Annotated in this window: 20 protein-coding genes; 5 read left to right on the top strand and 15 right to left on the bottom strand. The window is 66.0% G+C overall.

The features are described 5' to 3' along the window. Positions 1 to 38 precede the first annotated feature (38 nt). From lpqB to CH256_RS23715, 11 genes are all read right to left on the bottom strand, one after another. A complete protein-coding gene (gene lpqB, locus CH256_RS23765; RefSeq protein ID WP_373454865.1) occupies positions 39 to 1,817 on the bottom strand; it encodes an MtrAB system accessory lipoprotein LpqB in 1,779 nt (592 codons plus the stop codon). Next, on the bottom strand, positions 1,814 to 3,499 hold the full coding sequence (mtrB, locus tag CH256_RS23760) for an MtrAB system histidine kinase MtrB (protein WP_068045690.1): 1,686 nt from the start codon (positions 3,497 to 3,499) through the stop codon (positions 1,814 to 1,816). The genes lpqB and mtrB overlap by 4 nt, the downstream gene beginning before the upstream one ends. Further along, positions 3,496 to 4,173 carry an MtrAB system response regulator MtrA gene (gene mtrA, locus CH256_RS23755; RefSeq protein WP_027496508.1) on the bottom strand — a complete coding sequence of 226 codons (678 nt, stop codon included), beginning with the start codon at positions 4,171 to 4,173 and terminating at the stop codon, positions 3,496 to 3,498. The genes mtrB and mtrA overlap by 4 nt, the downstream gene beginning before the upstream one ends. A 4-nt stretch (positions 4,174 to 4,177) precedes the next feature. Further along, entirely contained in the window at positions 4,178 to 4,843 is a 666-nt protein-coding gene (locus CH256_RS23750) for a dTMP kinase (protein ID WP_068045693.1), read from the bottom strand. 11 nt (positions 4,844 to 4,854) lie between these two features. Next, positions 4,855 to 6,339 (bottom strand): adenosylhomocysteinase, encoded by a 1,485-nt coding sequence (ahcY, locus tag CH256_RS23745; protein ID WP_068045695.1) that lies wholly within the window; start codon positions 6,337 to 6,339, stop codon positions 4,855 to 4,857. Positions 6,340 to 6,463: 124 nt separating this feature from the next. After that, positions 6,464 to 7,567: an alkane 1-monooxygenase gene (locus CH256_RS23740; RefSeq protein ID WP_082898577.1), complete on the bottom strand. Its 1,104-nt coding sequence runs from the start codon at positions 7,565 to 7,567 to the stop codon at positions 6,464 to 6,466. 269 nt (positions 7,568 to 7,836) lie between these two features. Continuing rightward, positions 7,837 to 9,354, bottom strand: coding sequence for an amino acid permease (locus CH256_RS23735; protein ID WP_094670870.1), 1,518 nt, complete (start codon positions 9,352 to 9,354; stop codon positions 7,837 to 7,839). A 159-nt stretch (positions 9,355 to 9,513) separates the two neighbouring features. Continuing rightward, a complete protein-coding gene (gene manA, locus CH256_RS23730) occupies positions 9,514 to 10,743 on the bottom strand; it encodes a mannose-6-phosphate isomerase, class I (RefSeq protein ID WP_094642319.1) in 1,230 nt (409 codons plus the stop codon). After that, entirely contained in the window at positions 10,743 to 11,885 is a 1,143-nt protein-coding gene (locus tag CH256_RS23725) for a tobH protein (RefSeq protein WP_068045700.1), read from the bottom strand. Before CH256_RS23725 ends, manA begins: the two co-directional genes overlap by 1 nt. Positions 11,886 to 11,957: 72 nt before the next feature. Continuing rightward, positions 11,958 to 13,340 (bottom strand): phosphomannomutase/phosphoglucomutase, encoded by a 1,383-nt coding sequence (locus CH256_RS23720; RefSeq protein WP_068045741.1) that lies wholly within the window; start codon positions 13,338 to 13,340, stop codon positions 11,958 to 11,960. 195 nt (positions 13,341 to 13,535) lie between these two features. Next, positions 13,536 to 13,946, bottom strand: coding sequence for a DUF3499 domain-containing protein (locus CH256_RS23715; protein WP_176460497.1), 411 nt, complete (start codon positions 13,944 to 13,946; stop codon positions 13,536 to 13,538). A gap of 72 nt (positions 13,947 to 14,018) precedes the next feature. On the opposite strand from CH256_RS23715, the gene CH256_RS23710 reads away from it, so the two are divergent. Next, positions 14,019 to 14,498, top strand: a complete 480-nt coding sequence (locus CH256_RS23710; RefSeq protein ID WP_094642321.1) for a metallopeptidase family protein — start codon at positions 14,019 to 14,021, stop codon at positions 14,496 to 14,498. Between the two features lie 42 nt (positions 14,499 to 14,540). On the opposite strand, the gene CH256_RS23705 is transcribed toward CH256_RS23710, so the two are convergent. Continuing rightward, positions 14,541 to 14,774 (bottom strand): WhiB family transcriptional regulator, encoded by a 234-nt coding sequence (locus tag CH256_RS23705; RefSeq protein ID WP_027496498.1) that lies wholly within the window; start codon positions 14,772 to 14,774, stop codon positions 14,541 to 14,543. A 732-nt stretch (positions 14,775 to 15,506) separates the two neighbouring features. Here CH256_RS23705 and cofD point away from each other — a divergent pair. The 3 genes from cofD (at position 15,507) to CH256_RS23690 (ending at position 18,410) form a co-directional block, all read left to right on the top strand. Beyond that, positions 15,507 to 16,481: a 2-phospho-L-lactate transferase gene (cofD, locus tag CH256_RS23700; RefSeq protein WP_094670829.1), complete on the top strand. Its 975-nt coding sequence runs from the start codon at positions 15,507 to 15,509 to the stop codon at positions 16,479 to 16,481. Continuing rightward, positions 16,478 to 17,857: a coenzyme F420-0:L-glutamate ligase gene (locus tag CH256_RS23695; protein WP_094670827.1), complete on the top strand. Its 1,380-nt coding sequence runs from the start codon at positions 16,478 to 16,480 to the stop codon at positions 17,855 to 17,857. The genes cofD and CH256_RS23695 overlap by 4 nt, the downstream gene beginning before the upstream one ends. 91 nt (positions 17,858 to 17,948) lie before the next feature. Continuing rightward, the gene (locus CH256_RS23690) at positions 17,949 to 18,410 is read left to right on the top strand and encodes an NUDIX hydrolase (protein ID WP_094642495.1); all 462 of its coding nucleotides are present in this window, start codon (positions 17,949 to 17,951) and stop codon (positions 18,408 to 18,410) included. 12 nt (positions 18,411 to 18,422) lie between these two features. Here the strand turns inward: CH256_RS23690 and CH256_RS23685 are convergent, their stop codons facing one another. The 3 genes from CH256_RS23685 to rfbD are packed head-to-tail and all read right to left on the bottom strand — an operon-like array spanning position 18,423 to position 21,307. Next, positions 18,423 to 19,517: a sugar phosphate nucleotidyltransferase gene (locus CH256_RS23685; RefSeq protein WP_094670825.1), complete on the bottom strand. Its 1,095-nt coding sequence runs from the start codon at positions 19,515 to 19,517 to the stop codon at positions 18,423 to 18,425. After that, positions 19,507 to 20,418, bottom strand: coding sequence for a glycosyltransferase family 2 protein (locus CH256_RS23680; protein ID WP_094642323.1), 912 nt, complete (start codon positions 20,416 to 20,418; stop codon positions 19,507 to 19,509). Before CH256_RS23680 ends, CH256_RS23685 begins: the two co-directional genes overlap by 11 nt. A gap of 34 nt (positions 20,419 to 20,452) precedes the next feature. Continuing rightward, the gene (gene rfbD, locus CH256_RS23675) at positions 20,453 to 21,307 is read right to left on the bottom strand and encodes a dTDP-4-dehydrorhamnose reductase (RefSeq protein ID WP_094670823.1); all 855 of its coding nucleotides are present in this window, start codon (positions 21,305 to 21,307) and stop codon (positions 20,453 to 20,455) included. Between the two features lie 161 nt (positions 21,308 to 21,468). On the opposite strand from rfbD, the gene CH256_RS28385 reads away from it, so the two are divergent. Further along, the coding region (locus CH256_RS28385) for a hypothetical protein (RefSeq protein WP_218829157.1) at positions 21,469 to 21,775 on the top strand (307 nt) is incomplete at its 3' end.

The following is a 21,775-nucleotide window of genomic DNA, read 5'->3' as shown; positions in this document are numbered from 1 at the left end:
GTCTGCCCCGGCCCACCGACAGAGATCTGCGACCGACGTCAGCCGGGCAGAATGGGCACAGCTTTCACGCCGGCCAGACCGGTGACCTCACGCCAGTACCGGTCGCCGACCGGATCGGAGTTGTTGAGGGCGAACACGGCCCGTGCATCTGCCACGTACTCCGTTTCCGGCGAGGCATCGACCGCCAACACCGGGGTGGTCAGGTTGCGTGACGGCAACGGATCCATCCGGGATCCGTCGACGCTCACCTGGACCACCGGGGAGTCGGTCGCGACCCGCGCGATCACGATGGTGTCGCCGGTGCTCCAGTCCAAACTCGTGGCGTCGCTACCGAGTCCGATGGCCACGGCCCTCGGCTCGGTGAGGGAGTACACACCCGAGGGCTCGCGCACCACCGTTGCCACGTACACGACGCCGTCGACGATGAGCGCAGCTCGCACGCCGTCGCGGGCCAGTCGCAGTTCGGTGATCCGGTTGCCGAGTGTCGTGACGGCGGTGGCCTCGACGGGTACCACCGACACCTGGCCGGTGGAAGGATCGCGGGCGGCCCGGATGACGTTGGTGCCGTCGATCACCGCCCAGGCTGCGTTGTCGTCGGCTCCCCAGGTGGGTCGAGTGATCGATTGTCCCTCGGCCACGGGAAACGCGCCGCCGTCGTAGCTGCCGACCATGAGCGTGCTCGACGGCGCAGGGGCGGGCCGTCCGGTGTCCGCAACTCCTGCCACGAGCGTGCCGTCGTTGGACAGGGCCACCGAGCGCAGATTGCGGGCCTGCCCGAAGTACCCGGGAGCGGGCGTGGTCTCCGCCTCGTCGACGCGAAGCAATGTGCCGGACGCGAGTGCGTGCAGTCCGACACCGTCGCCGGTACTGCCCAGCGGATCGAACGAGTCCACGCCTGCGGTCGTCCACCCGTCGGGCTTGGTCGTGTCGATCGGTTGACCGTCGGCGAGCAGCACGTAGGGCCCGGCCACCTCGGCCGAGGCCAGGGTCCAGATCACTTGCGCGGCAAGCAGTTCGCGATCGCGATCACCTTTGTTCTGCAGGCCGCCGAAATCGATTCTGATACCACCGAGTCCCACCCCCACCTGTGAGGTCTGACCATCGGCCTTGGTGATGGGCCCGCGAATACTCACGTCGTCGGACAGTTCGTTGCTCACCGCAGCGGACAGCGCGGACTTGGGGCCGTCGATGAGCAGCTGTACGAGCTGGTTGGCGAGCTGGTCCTGAGATCCGCTGGTCCACCGCACATCGGGCACGAGTACGCCACCGAGCGGATCGACGAAGTAGAGCGATCGCTGCTGATAAGTGTTCAGAAACGCGGATCGATCGATGACGACACCGGGCGGCAGTTTCGAGATCCGCCACTGACCGTCCACCCGTGCCATCTCGATCGCAGCGTCGAAGGTGTCCGATCCGGCCTGGTACTCGCCGCCCGAGGCCAGCATCCCGGCCGTCGCCGAGCGGATCGTGAACTGCGCGGTATCTGCGGTTCGTGGACCGGACAGGGTGTCGATTCGATCCGCCACGACCGTCCGCGCGCCGTCGTCCCAGGTTCCCGACGCCTCCTCGGTGAGAAACTGCCGGGCGGCCTGGTGTCTGTTGGCCGAGACGGCGCTGGCCTCGAAGAAGTCGTCCAGCAGTCGATCGGGCTCACGTCCCGGCTCGGGGGCCGGGGCGCTGGTGGGCACGGCACCGGCGGTCAGGGTGCCGATGGCCTGGGGGCTGGACGACTCGGGCAGGCTGGCGCAGCCGCCCACGAGGGCGACGACGAGCGCGCACATCGCCAGCACCCGGGTGCGACGGCACGAGAAGATCACGTCGCGGGCTCCGACGTGGCTGTCTTGGCTGCGGTGATCGCGGGAATCGGTTGTCCTTGTGCGAACTTCTTGGTGCTGGGTTTGAGGGGCAGTGGGGATCCGATCACCTTGTGCCCGCGCACGAGCGGCAGAGTGAGTCGGAAGCATGCGCCTTCGCCCAGTGCTCCCCACGCCTCGAGCTTACCGTCGTGCAAGCGGGCGTCCTCGACGCTGATCGCCAGCCCCAGGCCGGTGCCCCCGGACCGTCGAACGCGGGAGGGATCCGAGCGCCAGAACCGGTTGAACACCAGCTTCTCTTCGCCTGGTCGCAGACCGACTCCCTGATCGCGCACGACGAATGCTGCCGCATCGGCATCCGAGCGTAGCCGCAGCAGGACCGGCTTGCCTTCGCCGTGGTCGAGTGCGTTGGCCAGCAGATTGCGCAGAATCCGTTCCACCCGTCGGGGGTCGACCTCGGCGATGACTGCCGTCTCGGGCATGTCGACGATCACTTCGGTGCCGGTCTCGCGCGCCAGGTGCCGCACGGTCGACACTGCCGCCCGGGCGCACATCCGCAGGTCGAGTTGTTCGGCGGCCAGCTCGGCCACGCCCGCGTCGTGGCGGCTGATCTCGAGCAGGTCACCGAGCAGGGTCTCGAACCGATCGAGCTCGTTGACCAGCAGCTCCGAGGATCGCTTGAGTGCAGGCTCCAGGTCGTCGCTGGCGTCGTGGATGAGGTCTGCGGCCATCCGGACGGTGGTCAGCGGGGTGCGCAGTTCGTGGCTGACGTCGGAGGTGAATCGGCGCTGGAGGTTACCGAATTCCTCTAGCTGGGTGATCTGTTTGGAGAGACTCTCGGCCATCTCGTTGAAGGACATCGCGAGTCTGGCCATGTCGTCCTCGCCGCGGACCGGCATGCGCTCCTTGAGCCTGCCGTCGGCGAACCGCACCGCGATCCTCGACGCCGAACGAATGGGCAGAACCACCTGACGTGCGACGAGCATCGCGATCGCCGCGAGCAGCACCAACAGCACCACTGCGCCGATGAACAACGTGCCGCGTACGAGCGAGAGCGTGCGATCCTCGCTGGCCAACGGAAAGATGAGATAGAGCTGCAGGGCCGAGATGTCGGATCCGGTGGGCGATCCCATGATCAGCGCCGAGCCGGAGTACCCGCCGTCACTGTCGGTCACCGTCGCGTACTGCGAACTGATCAGGCCCTTCTTGACGAAGTCGCGCAGGCTGTTCGGGATCTGATCGACCGGGCCCACCGAGGCCTCCGCGCGGGTGGCGTCGCCTTCCACGATCAGGACCGGATCGAACGATCCCGCAGACCCGGTGGTCGACGCGGCGTCCAGATCCTGGTTGGTCAGCGCCGCCCTGGCCCGTTCGAGGCGCGTCGCGAGCCCGCTCGAATCGTCGGCTCCGGCGAGGTTGCCCTCGACGGTGGTCCGTGAGCGGTCGAGTTCCTCGGTGGCGGCGGACAGCTTCGCTTCGAGCAGCCGATCGGTGATCTGAGAGGTCAACACCACCCCGAGGATGAGGATGACCACCAGGGACAGGGTCAGCGTCGACACGACGACGCGCAGCTGCAGTGATCGACGCCAGGCATGGCCCAGCGACGTACTCAGCGAACGAAACCAACGCAGTACGGGAGAGAACTTGCCGTTGATTCGCCGCCGAGAATGGGAGAAACGGATCACGGCGGTCCGGCCTTGTAGCCGACCCCCCTCACGGTCAACACCACCTCGGGGTTCTCCGGATCCTTCTCGACCTTGGCGCGCAGACGCTGCACGTGCACGTTGACCAACCGGGTGTCGGCTGCGTGGCGGTAGCCCCAGACCTGTTCGAGCAACACCTCTCGGGTGAACACCTGACGTGGCTTGCGCGCCAGTGCCACCAGCAGATCGAATTCGAGCGGGGTGAGGGAGACGAGTTCGTCACCGCGACTGACCTTGTGGGCGGGCACGTCGATGACGATGTCCGCGATGGACAGCAGTTCGGCGGGTTCGTCCTCGGTCCTGCGCAAGCGCGCACGAACACGAGCGACCAGTTCCTTCGGCTTGAAGGGCTTCATGATGTAGTCGTCCGCACCGGACTCGAGACCCAGTACGACATCGACGGTGTCGGTCTTGGCCGTCAGCATGACGATCGGCACGCCCGAGTCGGCACGCAGGACGCGGCAGACGTCGATGCCGTTCATGCCGGGAAGCATCAGATCCAGCAGCACCAGATCCGGCCGGTTCTCGCGCACGGCCGCCAGTGCTTGGGTACCGTCGCCGACCACGAAAGGCTCGAACCCCTCACCGCGCAACACGATGGTGAGCATCTCCGCCAGAGCCGAATCGTCGTCCACAACCAGAATCCGAGGCTTCATGGTCCTATGGTGTCACTTTCCGAACGCCTGATGGCTGATTGAACATGTCGGCGGCGAGTCGATCGGGATCGACGTCGGCGGTGACGACTCGCCACGGTGACACCCAGTGCGAAGCAGCGAGCCTGCCGTACGCAGCCGAGGTTCGGCTCTGCAATGAGCCGTCCCTCTCGTAGGCGTCCCGGGTTCGAGCGACATCCGCACTCTCACGGGCCGCCGCACGCTCGGCGGCGAGCGCCACCGGGACGTCGAGCAGAATCTGGACATCGGGAACGGGCACGGCGAATCGGTCGAATTCGAGCGACCTGATCCATTCGACGGCCTCGCCGTCCGCGGACTGCTCCAGCCGAGCCGCGGTGTAGGCGGCATTGGATGCCACGTACCGATCGAGGAGAACGATGTCGTTGTCCGAGAGCAACTTTCGGATCTCGTCGCCCGCGTCCCGGCGATCGAGCGCGAACAACAGGGCCATCGCGTGCACGCTGCCCGCGGTGTCACCGTGCTCGCCGTGCAACGCCTCGGCCGCCAGATCGGCGTGCACCGACCGGTCGTACCGGGGAAACCCGATGCGCTCGACCGACAGGCCCTGGCGTTCCCACGCCGAAACGAGCCGACGGGCGAGCGTGTTCTTGCCCGCTCCGTCGACTCCTTCGATGACGAACAGTTTTCCCACTGACGGTGCGGTCAGTAGCGGTAGTGCTCGGGCTTGTACGGGCCCTCGACGTCGACGCCGATGTACTCGGCCTGCTCCTTGGTGAGCTTGGTGATCGAGCCGCCGAGCGCTTCGACGTGGATTCGTGCGACCTTCTCGTCCAGGTGCTTGGGCAGGCGGTAGACCTCGTTGTCGTACTCGTCCGGCTTGGTCCACAGCTCGATCTGAGCGATGACCTGGTTGGAGAAGCTGTTGCTCATGACGAACGACGGGTGGCCCGTGGCGTTGCCGAGATTGAGCAGACGCCCCTCGGACAGCACGATGATCGAGTGCCCGTCCTTGAACTGGTACTCGTCGACCTGCGGCTTGATGTTGATCCGCGTGACATCGGGGGCCTTCTCCAGACCGGCCATGTCGATCTCGTTGTCGAAGTGGCCGATGTTGCCCAGGATGGCCTGGTGCTTCATCTTGCGCATGTGCTCGAACGTGATGATCGACAGGTTGCCCGTCGAGGTGATCACGATGTCGGCCTGCTCGATGAACTCCTCGACCGTGCGCACGTCGAAGCCGTCCATGAGCGCCTGCAGGGCGTTGATCGGGTCGGCCTCGGTGACGGTCACACGTGCACCTTGACCCTTGAGCGCCTCGGCGCAGCCCTTGCCCACGTCGCCGTAGCCACAGACCAGAACGGCCTTGCCACCGATGAGGACGTCGGTGCCGCGGTTGATGCCGTCGATCAGCGAGTGGCGGGTGCCGTACTTGTTGTCGAACTTGCTCTTGGTGACGGAGTCGTTGACGTTGATGGCGGGGAACGTGAGCTCACCCGCAGCTGCGAACTGGTACAGCCGCAGCACGCCGGTGGTGGTCTCCTCGGTGACGCCCTGCACGGACTCGGCAACCTCGGTCCACTTGGACTTCGATGCCTCGAGCGAACGACGCAGCAGGCCGAGGAACACCTTGTACTCGTCCGAATCGTGATCGTCGTCGGTCGGCGGAACCACGCCTGCCTTCTCGAACTGCGCGCCGCGCAGTACCAGCATCGTGGCGTCGCCACCGTCGTCGAGAATCATGTTGGCGGGCTGATCGGGCCAGGTGAGCATCTGCTCTGCCGCCCACCAGTACTCTTCGAGGCTCTCGCCCTTCCACGCGAACACCGGGACGCCCTTGGGCTCCTCGACGGTGCCGTACGGGCCGACGACGACGGCCGCTGCTGCGTGATCCTGGGTGGAGAAGATGTTGCACGACGCCCACCGCACCTCGGCTCCGAGCGCAACCAACGTCTCGATCAGCACCGCGGTCTGCACGGTCATGTGCAGCGATCCCGAAACTCGCGCTCCCTTGAGCGGCTGTACGTCGGCGTATTCGCGACGCAGCGCGATCAGACCGGGCATCTCGTGCTCGGCGAGCCGAATTTCCTTGCGGCCGAATTCCGCGAGGGACAGGTCCGCGACCTTGAAGTCGATTCCACCGCGGTGTTCCACGGTGAGTGCCGATCCTGACGTAACTGAGGTCGTCATCTTGCCTCTCCTGTTGACTGAGTGTCTGCCGTCCAGGCTATCGGGTCCGCACGCTTCGGGCTTCGACTGCCCGGAAGTGCAGAGGTGGAGCCTGTCGCCTGCGACCGATTGTCGAGAACCCGCGCTATCCGTTTCGTCCGGCTCGCGCCAGGATTCGAGCCCGTTTGCGGGGCAGGATGTTCGCTCGGGTGATATCTCCCTGGTAGTGCGCCAGTACCCGCGGATCCATGACCCGACGCCACAGCGGCGGAATTGCGGCGAGCATCACCATCGAGGCGTAGCCGGCAGGGAGCTGCGGAGCCTCGTCGTAGGAGAGCAGGGTCTGGTAACGCTTGCCCGGATTGGCGTGGTGGTCGCTGTGTCGCTGCAAGTGGTACAGAAATATGTTGGTGCAGATCCTGTCGCTGTTCCAGCTGTGGCGGGGCGAGCACCGAACGTATCTGCCGCGATCGTTGGTTTCCCGGAGCAGGGCGTAGTGCTCCACGTAGTTCACCATCTCGAGCAGCACGAATCCGACGACGGCCTGCAACAGCAGGTACGGCGCGATGGACCAGCCGAACACGATCAACAGCGTGCCGAACAGCACCAGGCTGAGCAGCCACGTGTGCAGCAGGGCATTGGTCGGGCTTGCGACCGAGCGGCCTTTGCGCCGAAGTCGCTGCGACTCGAGCTTCCATGCGGAGCCGAGGCCGAGAATCGTGCTGCGCGGCACGAAGCTCCACACGCTCTCGCCCAGTCGTGCGCTCGCGGGGTCGTCGGGCGTCGCTACTCGAACGTGGTGTCCGCGATTGTGTTCGACGAAGAAGTGTCCGTACAGCGTCTGAGACAGGGCGATCTTGGCCAGCCACCGCTCGTGCTGCTCGATGCGGTGGCCCAGTTCGTGGGCCGCGTTGATGCCGGTACCTGCCACCAGACCGACTGTGACCGCGAGGCCGATCTTGTCCACCACGCTCAGATCGCCGTACGCCCACATCCAGCAGGCGACGAAGAGCCCGACGAACTGAACGGGCAGGAAGAGGTACGTACACCACCGGTAGTACCGGTCGTTCTGCAGCTTTTCACTGGCCGAAGCGTCCGGATTGTGCCCGTCCTCGCCTGCGATCACGTCGATCACCGGAATGATCACGAAGAACACCAGCACGCCGCTCCACCAGAACAGCGGTATGCCCGTCCAGTAGACCAACTGCGACGGCAGCAATGCCGACGCCGGGGCCAGCAGCCCCAGCATCCATAGATATCGCTTGTTGTCCTGCCAGCGAACCGACCGCTCACTGGCCTTCGAATCCCGCCCCCCGAAAGCGACACCCGAACCCTCCAACGAAGGAATTCGGCCGTCCACACTCACTGTTGCAACACCCTCTCATCGAACTTTTTGAGTCCTCCAAGTCTGTTTTCGAGGGTATAACATTCCAGCGGTTTGATGTGACGCTATCTAAATTGCGCGGAAAGTCCCTGGTTGGGACGTGAGTCGGTATATCCGCGTCGCCGATGCCGGGGTCAGTTCCCCGACCTGTCGGTACGAGCCTTCTCGGTTTCCCGCAGTCCCATCACCGAGTGCCGCCTGCTGTACACGACGTAGATGACGACACCGGCGGCCATCCAGACCAGGAAGCGCAGCCATGTTTCGACCGACAGGTTCAGCATCAACCACAGGCACGCGAGGACCGCGAGGATCGGCACAAGGGGAACCCAGGGAACGCGGAAACCACGCTCGAGGTCGGGTCGAGTTCGGCGTAGTACCAGAACCCCGGCAGAGACCAGCACGAACGCGAACAACGTGCCGATGTTCACCATCTCCTCCAGCGTGCCGAGCGGAACGAAAGCGGCGAGCAGGCCGACGATGACACCGACCAGAATCGTCGTCCGGACCGGCGTGCCCTTCTTTCCGGTGTGTGCCAATGCACGCGGCACCAGTCCGTCTCGCGACATCGCGAACAGCACCCGGGTCTGCCCGAGCATCAACACCATCACCACGGTCGTCAGACCGGCGAGTGCGCCGAACGAGATGATGTTCTTGGCCCAGGTCAGCCCGTTCAGTTCGAATGCCGTCGCCAGCGTGGAACTGTCACCGGCCAGATCCGTGTACTTGACCATCCCGGTCAGAACCAGAGTGACGGCCACGTACAGCACGGTGACGATCGCAAGCGATCCGAGGATTCCGCGGGGAAGTGCCTTCTGCGGTTCCTTGGTCTCTTCGGCGGTCGTCGCCACCACGTCGAATCCGATGAATGCGAAGAACACCAGGGACGCCGCGGCCAGCAGTCCGTACCACCCGAACGTGCTGCCTCCTGCGCCGGTGACGTACGAGAGCAGAGATTGATGCAGTCCCTCGCCGGTGGATCCCGCTTCCGACGGCGGAATGTAGGGGTCGTAGTTGGCGACCTTGATGTAGAAGGCTCCGAGTACGACGACGAACAGCACGACGATCACCTTGATCGCGGTGATGACCAGCGACACCCGCGAGGACAACTTGGTGCCCGATGCGATGAGCACCGTCAGGACCACCACGATCAGCAGTGCACCCCAATCGAAGTTCAGTGAACCGATCTCGAGCACCGGAGCGGCCGTACCGAGCAGATCGCCCAGATAGAGCGACCACGCCTTCGCCACCACCGCGGCTGCGAGGCCGAACTCGAGGATGAGATCCCATCCGATGATCCAGGCGATGAACTCACCGAACGCCGCGTACGAGAACGTGTACGCGCTTCCGGCCACGGGCACCGTCGACGCGAACTCCGCGTAACACAGCGCCGCGAGGCCGCAGGCGATGGCCGCGAGCACGAAGGCCAACGACACTGCCGGTCCCGCAACGTTTCCGGCGGTCCGCGCGGTCAGGGTGAAGATGCCGGCACCGACGGCGACGGCGACACCGAACACGGTCAGATCCCAGGATCCGAGTTCTTTCCGGAGCTTGGTGTCCGGTTCGTCGGTGTCCTGGATCGACTGCTCGATCGATTTGGTCCGGAACCAACCCGTCGTGCGTGGGGTCTTCTCGGGCCGGTCTGCTCTGGTCATCGGGTCTCCGTATCGCCACTTCACATCTGTCGACGGATCACCGAACTCATCCGTCACTTCGATTCACTGTGGCATCAGACTATTGCCTCCGGGCGGACCGTTCGCACAATTACGCAGTCCGAAACCGCAAGCGGCGCAACGATGACCGAATTGCCCGATCTAGACGCGTCCGACGGAGGCCACGAAGACCTCGGCCTCGCCCGACTCGGCGGTCACGGTGACGGATTCGTCTGCAGCGGGTATCCAGGCAGAGCTGCCCTGCGGCACCGTCAGCCCGAACTGGGTGCCCTTCGTGGCGGCCACGACGGTGCCACTCGTGCACAGCAGGATTCTCGGGCCGGAGCCGGGCACGGCGACCGTCTCCCCCGCCGCCACCGCAGTCCGGCTCAGCGCGAATTCGGGTGCAGGCGTGGAATACAGGTAGGTCGGTCGATCGTCGGCACCCGGGGTGATGGGAGAAAGATCGGCCGGCTCGAAATCCAACACGCGCAGCAGTTCCGGGACATCGACGTGCTTGGGTGTCAGTCCTCCGCGCAACACGTTGTCGGAGTTCGCCATGATCTCCACGCCCGTCCCGCGCAGGTACGCATGCAGGTTTCCGGCGTCGAGGTACAGGCCCTGGCCGGGAGTCAACGTAACCCGATTGAGCAGCAGCGCCGCGAGCACTCCGGCGTCACCGGGATACGACTCCCCCAGCTCGAGCAGAGTTCTGGCCTCGGCGGCGAATCGTCCACCGTCCGAGCGTGCGGGACCGGAAAGATAGTCGATGCACCCCTGGGCGACCGCAGGCAGAATGTCGTCCAATGCCTGCCCCGGCAACGTGATCCACGAGGTGAACACCGTGCGCAGACCGGAAGCATCGGGCTGAGCGGCCAGCAGGGTTCGATACCCGCCCAAGGCGGGGACGGCCAACGCGTCGAGCAGTTCGACGGTGTCGGTGGGCCGCCGGAAGCCCGCCAACGCCTCGAACTCCGTGAGCGCGACGATCAGTTCGGGCTTGTGGTTCGGATCCCGGTAGTTCCGTACCGGTGAATCGATGGGGACACCCGCGGCATTCTCGCGAGCGAAGCCTTCACGGGCCTGAGCACTGCTTGGATGCGCCTGCAGAGACAACGGCTCTTCTGCGGCAAGCAGTTTCAGCAGATACGGCAGACGAGACTCGAAATGCTGCGCGGAGCCGCCCAGGTGAGTACCCGGATCTCCGTCGATCAGCGTGAGCAGTGGCGTACTGCCACCCTCGTGCACCACGTGCGCGGAGTCGGCCGGATGAGCTCCGAGCCAGATCTCGGCCTCGGGATGATCGGACGGCACCGGCCGGCCTTGAATCCGAGCCAGTGCTGTTCGCGAACCCCATGCGTAGGACCGAACCGCGCCTCGCAAGAGCTGCACTAGCTACCGCCCATCAACAGCAGATACGCGGCAGTGGTGTCCAACCGCGTCGCCAACACGGACATCGTGTCGAGCACCGAGAGTCTATCCGGATCCGGTGCCGGAGCGGGGTTGTCGAATTCGGATCTCGCGCGGTCGCCGCCGAACAGCGCTTCACTCGAATCGGCGAGCAACAACTCCGATTCCGGAACACCGGCAATTCGTCGTTCGGTCATCGCCCGATCGGCGTCCGAGGCCACGACGACGACGCGCATCGGCAACGCCGGTGGCGGCCCGTCGAGCTGCTCGTCGTGAAAGAACGAGTCGAATGTCTGTGGTGTGCGCGACGATTCGACAACCGACGCCCGGATGGACGCGGCAATGACGTCGCCCAACTCCCCCGCACCGACGACGACACCCGCCACCCGCAGCAGCACCTCGCTGCCGTGCCGAGCCACCTCCACTGCGGCGGGACTGGCCCCGGTCAGCACCACCCGCCGACCGTTCAACCCACTTGCGAGGGCCTTGGCCGGATTGTGGAACATCTCGTTGGACGGGCTGTTTCGTACCGCTTCCGCGTCGAGCAGATCCGCAAGTCGAGACAAATTGGGCAGCAACGTCTTCCACGATCCGCCGGCAACCGCCCCGAGTACGGCCACGAAGGCCGCGAGGTAGCGCATCAGAGCATTGTGGTCACGAACTGCGATTCGCGGCGGAAGCCACATGACTCTGGCTCCCCGGACGGCGCGCAAGGGCCCCTCCTCCGGGGCGACCACGACGACTTCGGCCCCACGCCGGGCTGCCGCGTCCACCGACTCGGCCAGTCGCGGATCCCCGGCGTCGTCGCCCGCCACCACCACCACATCGAGTGGGCCGATCCACGGCGGGGTTCCGGTGCTTCGGACCAAGGGCACCCCGAGGCGATCACCGAGCGCGGCGACGAGCAGCGACGCCGCCCGGCTGCTCCGCCCGTCGCCGGTCACGATCACCACACTTCGGGGACGCAGATCGGCCAACCGCTCCAGGACCGACTCGTCGACCGCGGTCGCGACGGCGCGCACCTGCGCGCCCGCCAGCGCTGCGCTACGCAAGGAGCCCTCACGATCGGCTGCGATGAGAGCATCCGAATCGTCGAGATCGACCAGAGACGACACTGCCGTCATGGCTGCGACACCTCCCCTTACGTCACCCTGCGCGAAACCGCTGTATACCCACTCATGAACCCTCGGTAACCACTATTCCAGTCCGGCGCGAACGATGCTCAATATCTCTGTCGAAAGCGCATCGACGTCCGCTTCGGTGCGTGCTTCGACGTTCAGCCGCAGCAGTGGTTCGGTGTTCGAGGCTCGGAGGTTGAACCAGGCACCGTCGGCAAGATCGACCGTCACCCCATCGAGTCGGTCGATGCCTGCAGTCCGATCGGCAAATGCCGCCAGGACCGCCTCGGTGCGTTCGGCGGCGTCGTCGACGGTCGAGTTGATCTCGCCCGATGCACTGTAGGTCTCGTAGCTGGCCATCATTTCCGACAGCGGACGGTCCTGTGCCCCGAGTGCGGCGAGAACGTGCAGCGCGGCGAGCATGCCGGAGTCTGCACCCCAGAAGTCACGGAAGTAGTAGTGCGCGGAGTGCTCACCGCCGAAGATCGCCCCGGTGTCGGCCATCTGCTGCTTGATGAAGGAGTGCCCCACTCGGGTACGAACCGGTGTGCCACCGAGCTCGGTGACCAATTCCGGAACCGCGCGTGAGGTGATCAGATTGTGGATGACCACCGCGCCCGGTTCCTTGGCCAGTTCCCGCTCGGCCACCAGGCAGGTGACTGCGGACGGCGAGACCGGGTCGCCCTTCTCGTCGACGACGAAGCACCGATCCGCGTCGCCGTCGAAGGCGAGTCCGATGTCGGCACCGGTCTCGACGACGAAACGCTGCAGATCCACCAGGTTCGCCGGATCGAGCGGATTTGCCTCGTGATTGGGAAAGCTGCCGTCGAGCTCGAAGAACAGCGGCTCGATCGTCACCGGCAACGGCCCGAACACCGCGGGCACCGTGTGACCGCCCATTCCGTTTCCGGCGTCGACGGCGATCTTCATGGATCCGATTCCCGACAGATCGACCAGGTCTCGGACGAACTGCGCGTATTCGTCGAGCACATCTCGCGATGTCGCTGTTCCGGACGGCCCGTCGAACTCCGGTACCCCGTCCACCAATTCGGCTTTGACCGTGGCCAGGCCGGTGTCCTGGCCCACTGGCTTGGCACCGGCGCGGCAGAGCTTGATCCCGTTGTACTTCGCCGGATTGTGACTGGCGGTGAACATCGCTCCCGGGCAATCGAGCATGCCGGAGGCGAAGTAGAGCTGGTCGGTCGACGCCAGCCCGATGTGCATCACGTCGAGGCCCTGAGCGGTGACGCCGTCGGCGAACGCCCGTGACAGTGCGGGCGAGGAATCACGCATGTCGTGGCCGATGACGACCGAGCGCGCGGCCCCTACCTCGTCGCGAACCAGTCGCGCGAACGATGCACCGACGTCACGCACGAACGCCTCGTCGATCTGTTCACCTACGACGCCACGGACGTCGTAGGCCTTGATGACGGCGTTGACGGACTCTGCGGTTCGGGCCACGAAGATTCTCCTGGTGATCGTTCTTGACGACGCCGCACATCGGCGTCGGAATCGAGCGTCGGTAGCGGTGCGATCCACACCGAGTATCGGCATACCGCAGCTGTCCGTTTCGGTCCTGCTCGTCGAACCTTGCCAGACGGCAGACGGACCGGCCAGTCGGACCGACGCACACCACACTCGGTGTGCTCGGGCTGCTCAGGACGTGGGGTCGGGAAGAACTCGAAGGTGCCCGCGCCTGCCCGTTCGGACGGCCGGAGCGGATCGGCGTTCGGTGTCGGACGGCCGTGAGCTCGAGCGGTCGGAGCTCTCGCGGTCCTCGGACCGGACGCGATCGCCGCGGCCGGCCTCGCGGACGGCCTCGGCCAGAGCCGTCAGGTCGTCCTCGTCGGGGCTCGACGTCGAGTAGCCGCCTTCGTAGCGCACCAGTTCCCAGCCCTTGGGAGCGGTGGTGGTCGACGCGTGCACCTCGCACAGATCCCAGGAATGCGGTTCGTCGACTGTGGCCAGCGGCCCGACGACCGCGGTGGAATCGGAGTAGACGTATGTGAGCGTCGCAACGGCAGAACGGTTGCAACCAGGCCTGCAGCAGCCACGCAGTGATCTCACGAGTGCAGAGTATCCGGTGGGTGCAACCGACCGAACGACCGACACACCGGACGAGCGCGATAACCTCCCCCTATGCCTCGATTCTCATCCGCGCGCAGGATCACCTCTCGGTCCGTGGCCCGGCACGGACGCGGCGTCCGCGGACCGGTTCTGCCCGAGGACATCCCGGCCAGGCGCTCACGAGCGGAGAAGTTCGACCGGCTGGTACTCGAAGCGTTCGCGCGGATCGATCATCGATGGCACGAGAAGCTCTCGAAGCTCGACATCGCCGTGGACGAGGTACCCAAGATCAGGGCGTTGGACCCGGAATCGGTGACGTGGCCACCCGAGGTGGTGGCAGAGGGTCCGGTACCGCTCTCGCGACTGGTACCAGCAGGCATCGACAAGCGCGGAGAGACGACACGTGCCAGGGTGGTGCTGTTCCGGCGGCCGCTCGAGCGGCGGGCGAAGCACCCGGAGGACTTGGAAGATCTGTTGTTCGAGGTTCTGGTGGAGCAAGTGGCCACGTACCTCGGCATCGACCCCGACGAGGTCGACCCGGCCGGGGTATGAACGATCCGTGCGGTTCCGATCACCGAGACCGAACGGAACCGCTCAGCCGATTCCGCGCTTGAGCCTGCGACGCTCGCGCTCGGACAACCCGCCCCAGATACCGAACCGCTCGTCGTTGGCGAGCGCGTACTCGAGGCACTCGTCCTTGACCTCACAGCCGAGGCAGATGCGCTTCGCCTCGCGGGTGGAGCCACCCTTCTCCGGGAAGAAGGCCTCGGGATCGGTCTGCGCACACAGAGCGCGCTCCTGCCACTGATCCTCGATCTCCTCGAACATCTCGTCGAAACCCGCGACGAGACTGAGGAACGGCTTGGCCGGGGGAACCGACTCGGCGACGAACGGCATCGAGTCGATGTCGGAATCGGAATCGAGTTCTGTGTCGGAATCCGAGTCCAGTTCGGCGTCGACGACATCGACGTCGTTGTCGGACTCGTCCGTTCGGCCGACGTACGCAGAACCCGCGTCGATCGAGACGCTCGAATCTGCGCCGATGCCGGACTCGGTTTGCGGCGCGTCGTCGACAGCGCTGAGATGTGCAGTGGGTCCGCCCCGCTGATCACGTGTCACGTGCTGGTCATACATCGCTTCCGCCTCCTCACCTGTGGTAGCGCAGATACTTTCGGTCCTCGTGTTCTCGAATACCTTGCCCCGCGCCGGTATTCGATCGAGCTGGTCCAACGTGCCGATCCGACTCTCGACCTCTACTCGACGTCCAGTCAGGGACGAACAGGAAGGGAACGAGTGTTCGAAACCAGGTTCGCTGCAATCGAACTCGTGTTGCGAACACTGAATGACATACCTGTGATTAGACACGTCCAGGTGTGTCGCGGTCAAGCCGATCGCACAAATCCAATACCATCACATGCCCGAAATCGGCGCTCTCCCCGGATCGAAGCCCGTCCCGTGCGTGTCGCATCGGTTCTCCCGGTCACAAACGGTCCCCGCGGACGTCGGCCCACGGGTGGGCGCTCACCCCGCACCACCGCAACCCCACTAGGCTCGCGTGTTGTGAAAGTTACTGTTCTGGTCGGTGGCGTCGGTGGCGCTCGGTTTCTGCAGGGCCTGAAAACCTTGTTCGGCGACGAGCCCGAGCACGAGATCACCGCTGTGGTCAACGTCGGTGACGACGTGTGGATGCACGGTCTTCGCATCTGCCCGGATCTCGACACGTGCATGTACACCCTCGGCGGAGGAATCGACACCGAGCGAGGCTGGGGGCGCATCGCGGAGACCTGGAACGCTCGGGACGAGTTGGCAGCCTACGGTGCCGATCCCGACTGGTTCGGACTCGGCGACCGCGACATCGCCACACACCTGATCCGCAGTCGTATGCTGCGCACCGGCTTTCCGCTGTCCGCCGTCACCGAAGCGCTGTGCAACCGTTGGCAACCCGGAGTTCGGCTCCTGCCCGTCACCGACGACCGCTCCGAGACCCATGTCGTCGTCACCGATCCGGACGACCCGACCGGGGAGCAGCAGCGCGCAATTCACTTCCAGGAGTGGTGGGTTCGGTACCGCGCACAGATTCCGACCCACAGCTTCGCCAACATCGGAGCCGAACAGGCAACTCCGGCAGCGGGAGTCGTCGAGGCGATCGCCGAGGCCGACGCCGTCGTCCTCGCTCCGTCCAACCCGGTGGTGAGCGTCGGTGCGATCCTCGCGGTGCCGGGTATCCGCGGGGCGCTTCGCACGACGGCCGCCAAAGTGGTCGGCCTCTCCCCCGTCGTCGACGGTAAGCCGTTGCGCGGCATGGCCGACGAGTGCCTGTCCGTCATCGGAGTGGAGACCACGGCGCAGGCGGTGGGCCGTCACTACGGAAGCCGAAGCGGTACCGGCATTCTCGACGCATGGCTGGTGCATACCACCGATACGGCGGTCGTCGACGGGGTGGACGTGCAGTCGGTTCCGTTGCTGATGACCGACCCCGAGACCACAGCGGTCATGGCCCGAACCGCTCTGCGCGCAGCCGGACTCGACCTGTGACCGACACTCGCGATACCGACTCGCTCCCGTCGGCACCCGAGGATCACGCTCCGGGCGGCTCGATCGAGATACTGCCGGTGACCGGCCTCCCCGAGTTCCGGCCGGGCGACGATCTGGCCGCGACCGTTGCGGACCGAGCGCCGTGGTTGCGTGACGGAGACATCCTGATCGTCACCAGCAAGATCATCTCGAAGGTCGAGGGCCGTCTTGTGCAGGCACCTCGCGATGCGGACGAGCGAGACGCCGCCCGCAGAGTCCTCGTGGAACAGGAAGCAGTGCGCATCGTCGCACGCAAGGGCCGAACCCTCATCACCGAGAACCGACTCGGCATCGTGCAGGCCGCGTCGGGAATCGACGGCTCCAACGTCGACGGAGGCGAACTGGCACTGCTGCCCGAGAACCCCGACGCCAGTGCCGCCGCGCTCCGCACTGCCCTCGGCGCACTGCTGGGGGTGACGGTCGCCGTGGTCGTCACCGACACGATGGGACGGGCGTGGCGGATCGGCCAGACCGACGCCGCCATCGGTGCGGCGGGCCTGGGCGTCGTCCACGCGTATGCCGGAGCCGAGGACGGTCAGGGAAACGAGCTCGTGGTCACCGAGGTCGCGATCGCCGACGAGCTCGCGGCCGCAGGCGATCTGGTGAAGGGAAAGCTCGGCGGAGTTCCGATCGCGGTCGTGCGCGGACTGACCCCCGTCGACGACGGTTCCACCGCGGCGACGCTTCTGCGCGGCGGCGAGGACGACCTGTTCTGGCTCGGTACCGCCGAGGCACTCGATCGCGGTCGACGCGAGGCGCTGCTGCGCCGACGCTCGGTGCGGTCGTTCACCGACGAACCGGTCGATCCCGACGCCGTTCGAGCGGCCGTTGCCGATGCCCTCACCGCCCCGGCCCCGCACCACACCCGTCCGGTTCGATTCGTCTGGGTCAGAACCCCTGCCGTCCGGCGTCGACTGCTCGAGACGATGCGTGAGCAATGGCGAGCCGACCTGGCCGGCGACGGGCTGAGCGAGGAGCGGATCGCGGCGAGACTGAGCCGCGGCGACATCTTGTTCGACGCCCCGGAAATCGTGATCCCGTTCTGCGTGCCCGACGGCGCGCACTCGTACCCCGACGAGAGGCGTCGAACCGCGGAGGACACGATGTTCACCGTGGCTGTCGGTGCGGCCGTGCAGGGGTTGCTCGTCGCCCTCGCGGTGCGTGAACTGGGCAGCTGCTGGATCGGTTCCACCATCTTCGCCGCCGATACCGTGCGCGCCGAACTGGGCCTGCGCGCGGATTGGAAAGCCATGGGAGCCATCGCAATCGGGCATCCCAGCGAATCGCTGACCGTCCGGGATCGGGTGGTTCCCGGGTCGTCACTGGTGGAGCTCTGACGTGTCGGCGTCCACACTGTGGCACTCGGTCGCCACGACACTCGACCGATGGGCACCCTCCGATTCGAACGACGAGTCGCTTCGACACACGATGCTGGCGTTTCTCGACAGCAACCCGGACGCCTGCCTGCGGGCCAACGAGGCCGGCCATTTCACCGCGTCCTCGTTGGTGCTCGACACGTCGGGTACCCATGTGCTGCTGACCCTGCATCCGAAGGTCGGTCGGTGGATTCAACTCGGCGGCCACTGCGAACCGTCGGACAGCACGGTTGTCGACGCAGCGCTACGGGAGGCCACCGAGGAATCCGGGATCGCCGATCTGACGGTCGACCCGATCATGCTCTCCGCGCACACACATCCGATCACCTGCTCGCTCGGTAAGCCGACGCGGCACCTCGACCTGAGGTTCCTGGTCCGGGCCCCGGACGGAGCGCGAGCAGTCCGCAGCGAGGAATCGACGGATCTGCGCTGGTGGCCGGTCGATGCTCTGCCCGACGACGCGGAGCGCGAGACGATCGACCACCTCGTCTCGCTCGCCGCGCGTCGCCGGTAGGGACCGCCTGGGTCAGACGTCGGTGGAGAAGCGGACTCCACCGTCGGGCAACTTGACGCCTGGCCACACGCGCGCGCCGCGGAGCAACTCGCAGCGGGCTCCGATGTCGGCACCGTCGCCGATGACCGCGTCGCGCACCAGAGCGCGGGGTCCGATACGAGCACCGAAGCCGAGAATCGATCGCTCGACGACGGCACCCGCTTCGACGACGGCACCGTCGAACACGACGGCTCCGTCGAGGCGGGCACCCGCTCCGATCTCGGCACCGCGTCCGACGACGGTTCCACCGATCAGCAGTGCGCCCGGTGCCACTCCCGCGCTCGGATGTACCAGCGATTCGCCGCGGTCCCCGTGCAGCGCAGGCGACGGCGCGATGCCGCGAACCAGATCGGCCGAGCCCTTGACGAAGTCCTCGGGTGTTCCCATGTCGCGCCAGTACGCACTGTCGACGTGTCCGTAGACCTTCTTGCCCTCGGCGAGCAAGGCCGGGAACACTTCTCGCTCCACCGACACCGGACGGCCGGCCGGAATGGACTCGATGATCTCGCGCTTGAAGACGTAGCACCCGGCGTTGATCTGATCGGTCGGCGGATCCTGCGTCTTTTCGAGAAACGCTGTCACTCGGCCGGATTCGTCGGTCGGCACGCAGCCGAACGCGCGCGGGTCGCCGACACGAACCAGGTGCAACGTGACATCGGCATCGGTGTTCCGGTGCGTGTCGAGGACCGCGGTCAGATCGGTGCCGCCGAGGACGTCGCCGTTGAAGACCATGACGTTGTCCGCGCGCAGGTGCGGAAGTACGTTCCTGATGCCGCCACCGGTACCCAGCGGCTCGGTCTCGAAGACGTACTCGAGGTCGATGCCCATCGAGGACCCGTCCCCGAAATGCTGCTCGAACACTTCGGCTTTGAACGACGTTCCGAGGACGACGTGCTCGATACCCGCGGCCTTGATGCGCGCCAGCAGGTGCGTGAGGAACGGCAGGCCTGCGGTGGGGAGCATCGGCTTGGGTGCCGAGAGTGTCAGCGGCCGGAGCCGAGTTCCCTTGCCGCCGACCAGAATGACTGCGTCGGTACGTGCGGCGACCGATGTGGGACTATCCGGCATGTCCAGCCTCTGTTCTCTCGTCCGATTCTCGTCCGTCAACTGCTCGCGCCCGAAGCGCCGAGGCCACAACGATCTTCGAACGAAGACCGAGACCGCCACGCAGGGCCCATCGTAAGGGAGCCTGCCACGTTCGGTCGTGTCGATCGGCCTGGAAGCGGTACGCACTGGTGTGATGTGCGGGCAACATCACTTCCGGATGCCGTCCTGCCGCATGGCCTTTCGAGTGGGTCACCTCGACGTCGGGAACGTAGACGTTGTGCCAGCCCGCTCTGCCCAGACGGTCGCCGAGATCCACGTCCTCCATGTACATGAAGTAGCGCGAGTCGAATCCGCCGATCGAATCGAACGCCGAACGCCGCAGCAGCAGACAGGATCCCGACAGCCACCCCACCGGCCGCTCGCTGACGGTCTCGTTCTCCTGGCGATACCGCCGAGTCCACGGGTTCGTCGGCCAGAGCTTGCCGAGCACCGCGTGGCCCGCACCGGACGTGAGATCGGGTACCGACCGTGCCGACGGGTACCGCGAGCCGTCCGGCTCGCGAATGAGCGGTCCGAGGGCACCCGCCCGTGGCCACCGCGCCGCTGCGTCGAGCAGACCGTCGAGCGATCCGGGATGCCACCGCACGTCCGGATTGGCCACGACGACGAACTCGATGTCGGGGTCGATCTCGGCCACCGCGCGATTGACCGCTGCGCCGTAGCCGATGTTCGCGCCGGTTCGCAGCAACTCTGCTTCCTCGAACGCGACCTCCGCTGCCTCGGGCGCGCCGTCGACCGAGCCGTTGTCCGCCATGATCACCCGAAGGGGACGCGTCGTCGCCTCACGTAGAGACGTCAGGAACTGGTCAAGGTATTCGCCGGGTGAATAGGTCACCGTCACCACGGCCAGCTCGGAACTCACGCGGGCAAGACTAGCCCGATCTCGCGTCGAACCCTCATGTCGACTGCGTCAAGGCTGCTGTCAACGCATCCGACCACGGCCGCGCAGGGGTCAGGCCGGCATCGACCCACGCCGTCGGTGAGAGCACCGAGTACGCGGGCCGAGGGGCCGGAACCACGTACTCGGCGCTCGAGCACGGCTCGACTCGCTCGGGATCGGCACCGATCCCCGCGAACACCGCGCGTGCGAGGTCGAACCAGCTGGCCTGCCCCGCATTGGTGAAGTGCAGCGTTCGTCCGCGCACAGCAGGGTCGGCTTCGATCTCGAGCAGGCCCGACGCCAGATCCAGGGCGAACGTGGGCGAACCGATCTGATCGTTCACCACGGAGATCGTTTCGCGCTCGCCTTCGAGTCGGCGCATCGTGGTCACGAAATTCTTGCCCGTGTTGTCGTAAACCCAGGCGGTCCGCACGACCACGGCCTCGGGCAGCTCCTCGTGCACAGCGAGCTCGCCTGCGAGCTTGGTGCGTCCGTACGCCGACTGCGGTGCGGTCTTCGCATCGACCTCGTACGGTTCGGTTGCTGTGCCGTCGAACACATAATCGGTGGAGACGTGGATCAACCGGGCTCCGACACGCCCGCAGGCGCGCGCGAGATTTCGAGGGCCGTTCGCGTTGACCGCCGACGCCCGGTCCTCGTCGGTCTCGGCGGCGTCGACGGCGGTGTAGGCAGCGCAGTTGATCACCGTTGCCCCCGCGCTCACCGCGGCGTTCACGGCGTCGGGGTCGGTGATGTCCAGGTCGGCGGACGAATATCCGACCACCTCGACTCCGTCACCTCGTTCGGCGGCCAGAGACATCACTCGGCGGCCCAACTGGCCGTGTGCACCGGTCACCACGATCGCATTCACGGTTGCCAAGTGTGGCACGCCGCGTTCGCTTCGGCGAGGCAGCGACCGGTGACAAGTAACCTTCGAACGGCGGGGGGAGAACAACGAAGTAGGCGGGTTTCAGGCCGGCCGGAAACGAGAGAGGGTCGTCACGGTGCCACGAGATCCAGGCACGCCCGGAGGTGAGCGCACTCCCCCGCCGAGGCGGAGCGCTCCCCGGCGATCCGACGATCCCCGAGCGCGCACCTCGGGACGCTCCAGCGAGCGCGAGGGCGCCGCCCACCGATACGTCGACGACGAACACCGCGAAGAACGCCGCACCGGAGAACGCAGACATGGCGCTCCCAGCGAACGCGCGACCAGATCGCGTCGTCCCGATCGGCGAAGCCCTCGCGGTGGCGTCGAGCGACCCGGATCCGGCGGCAGGGGCCCTCGCGTCGGCAGTACCCGATGGCCCGCGACCCACGTCGCGGTCGCAGTGTTCTCGAT

This window comes from Rhodococcus sp. 05-2254-6 (assembly GCF_002258565.1).
Classification (GTDB): Bacteria; Actinomycetota; Actinomycetes; order Mycobacteriales; family Mycobacteriaceae; genus Rhodococcoides.
Note: the sequence above shows the minus strand (reverse complement) of the source record. Positions and strands in the feature narration are given on the sequence as shown.

Bases quoted from the DNA above. Each gene is read 5' to 3' on its own strand.
- mtrA (WP_027496508.1), bottom strand. From the start codon at position 4,173: ATGAAGCCTCGGATTCTGGTTGTGGACGACGATTCGGCTCTGGCGGAG.
- ahcY (WP_068045695.1), bottom strand. From the start codon at position 6,339: ATGACGACCTCAGTTACGTCAGGATCGGCACTCACCGTGGAACACCGC.
- CH256_RS23740 (WP_082898577.1), bottom strand. From the start codon at position 7,567: ATGCTGGGGCTGCTGGCCCCGGCGTCGGCATTGCTGCCGTCGCAGTTG.
- CH256_RS23735 (WP_094670870.1), bottom strand. From the start codon at position 9,354: ATGACCAGAGCAGACCGGCCCGAGAAGACCCCACGCACGACGGGTTGG.
- CH256_RS23725 (WP_068045700.1), bottom strand. From the start codon at position 11,885: ATGACGGCAGTGTCGTCTCTGGTCGATCTCGACGATTCGGATGCTCTC.
- CH256_RS23710 (WP_094642321.1), top strand. From the start codon at position 14,019: ATGCCTCGATTCTCATCCGCGCGCAGGATCACCTCTCGGTCCGTGGCC.
- CH256_RS23705 (WP_027496498.1), bottom strand. From the start codon at position 14,774: ATGTTCGAGGAGATCGAGGATCAGTGGCAGGAGCGCGCTCTGTGTGCG.
- CH256_RS23690 (WP_094642495.1), top strand. From the start codon at position 17,949: ATGCTGGCGTTTCTCGACAGCAACCCGGACGCCTGCCTGCGGGCCAAC.
- CH256_RS23685 (WP_094670825.1), bottom strand. From the start codon at position 19,517: ATGCCGGATAGTCCCACATCGGTCGCCGCACGTACCGACGCAGTCATT.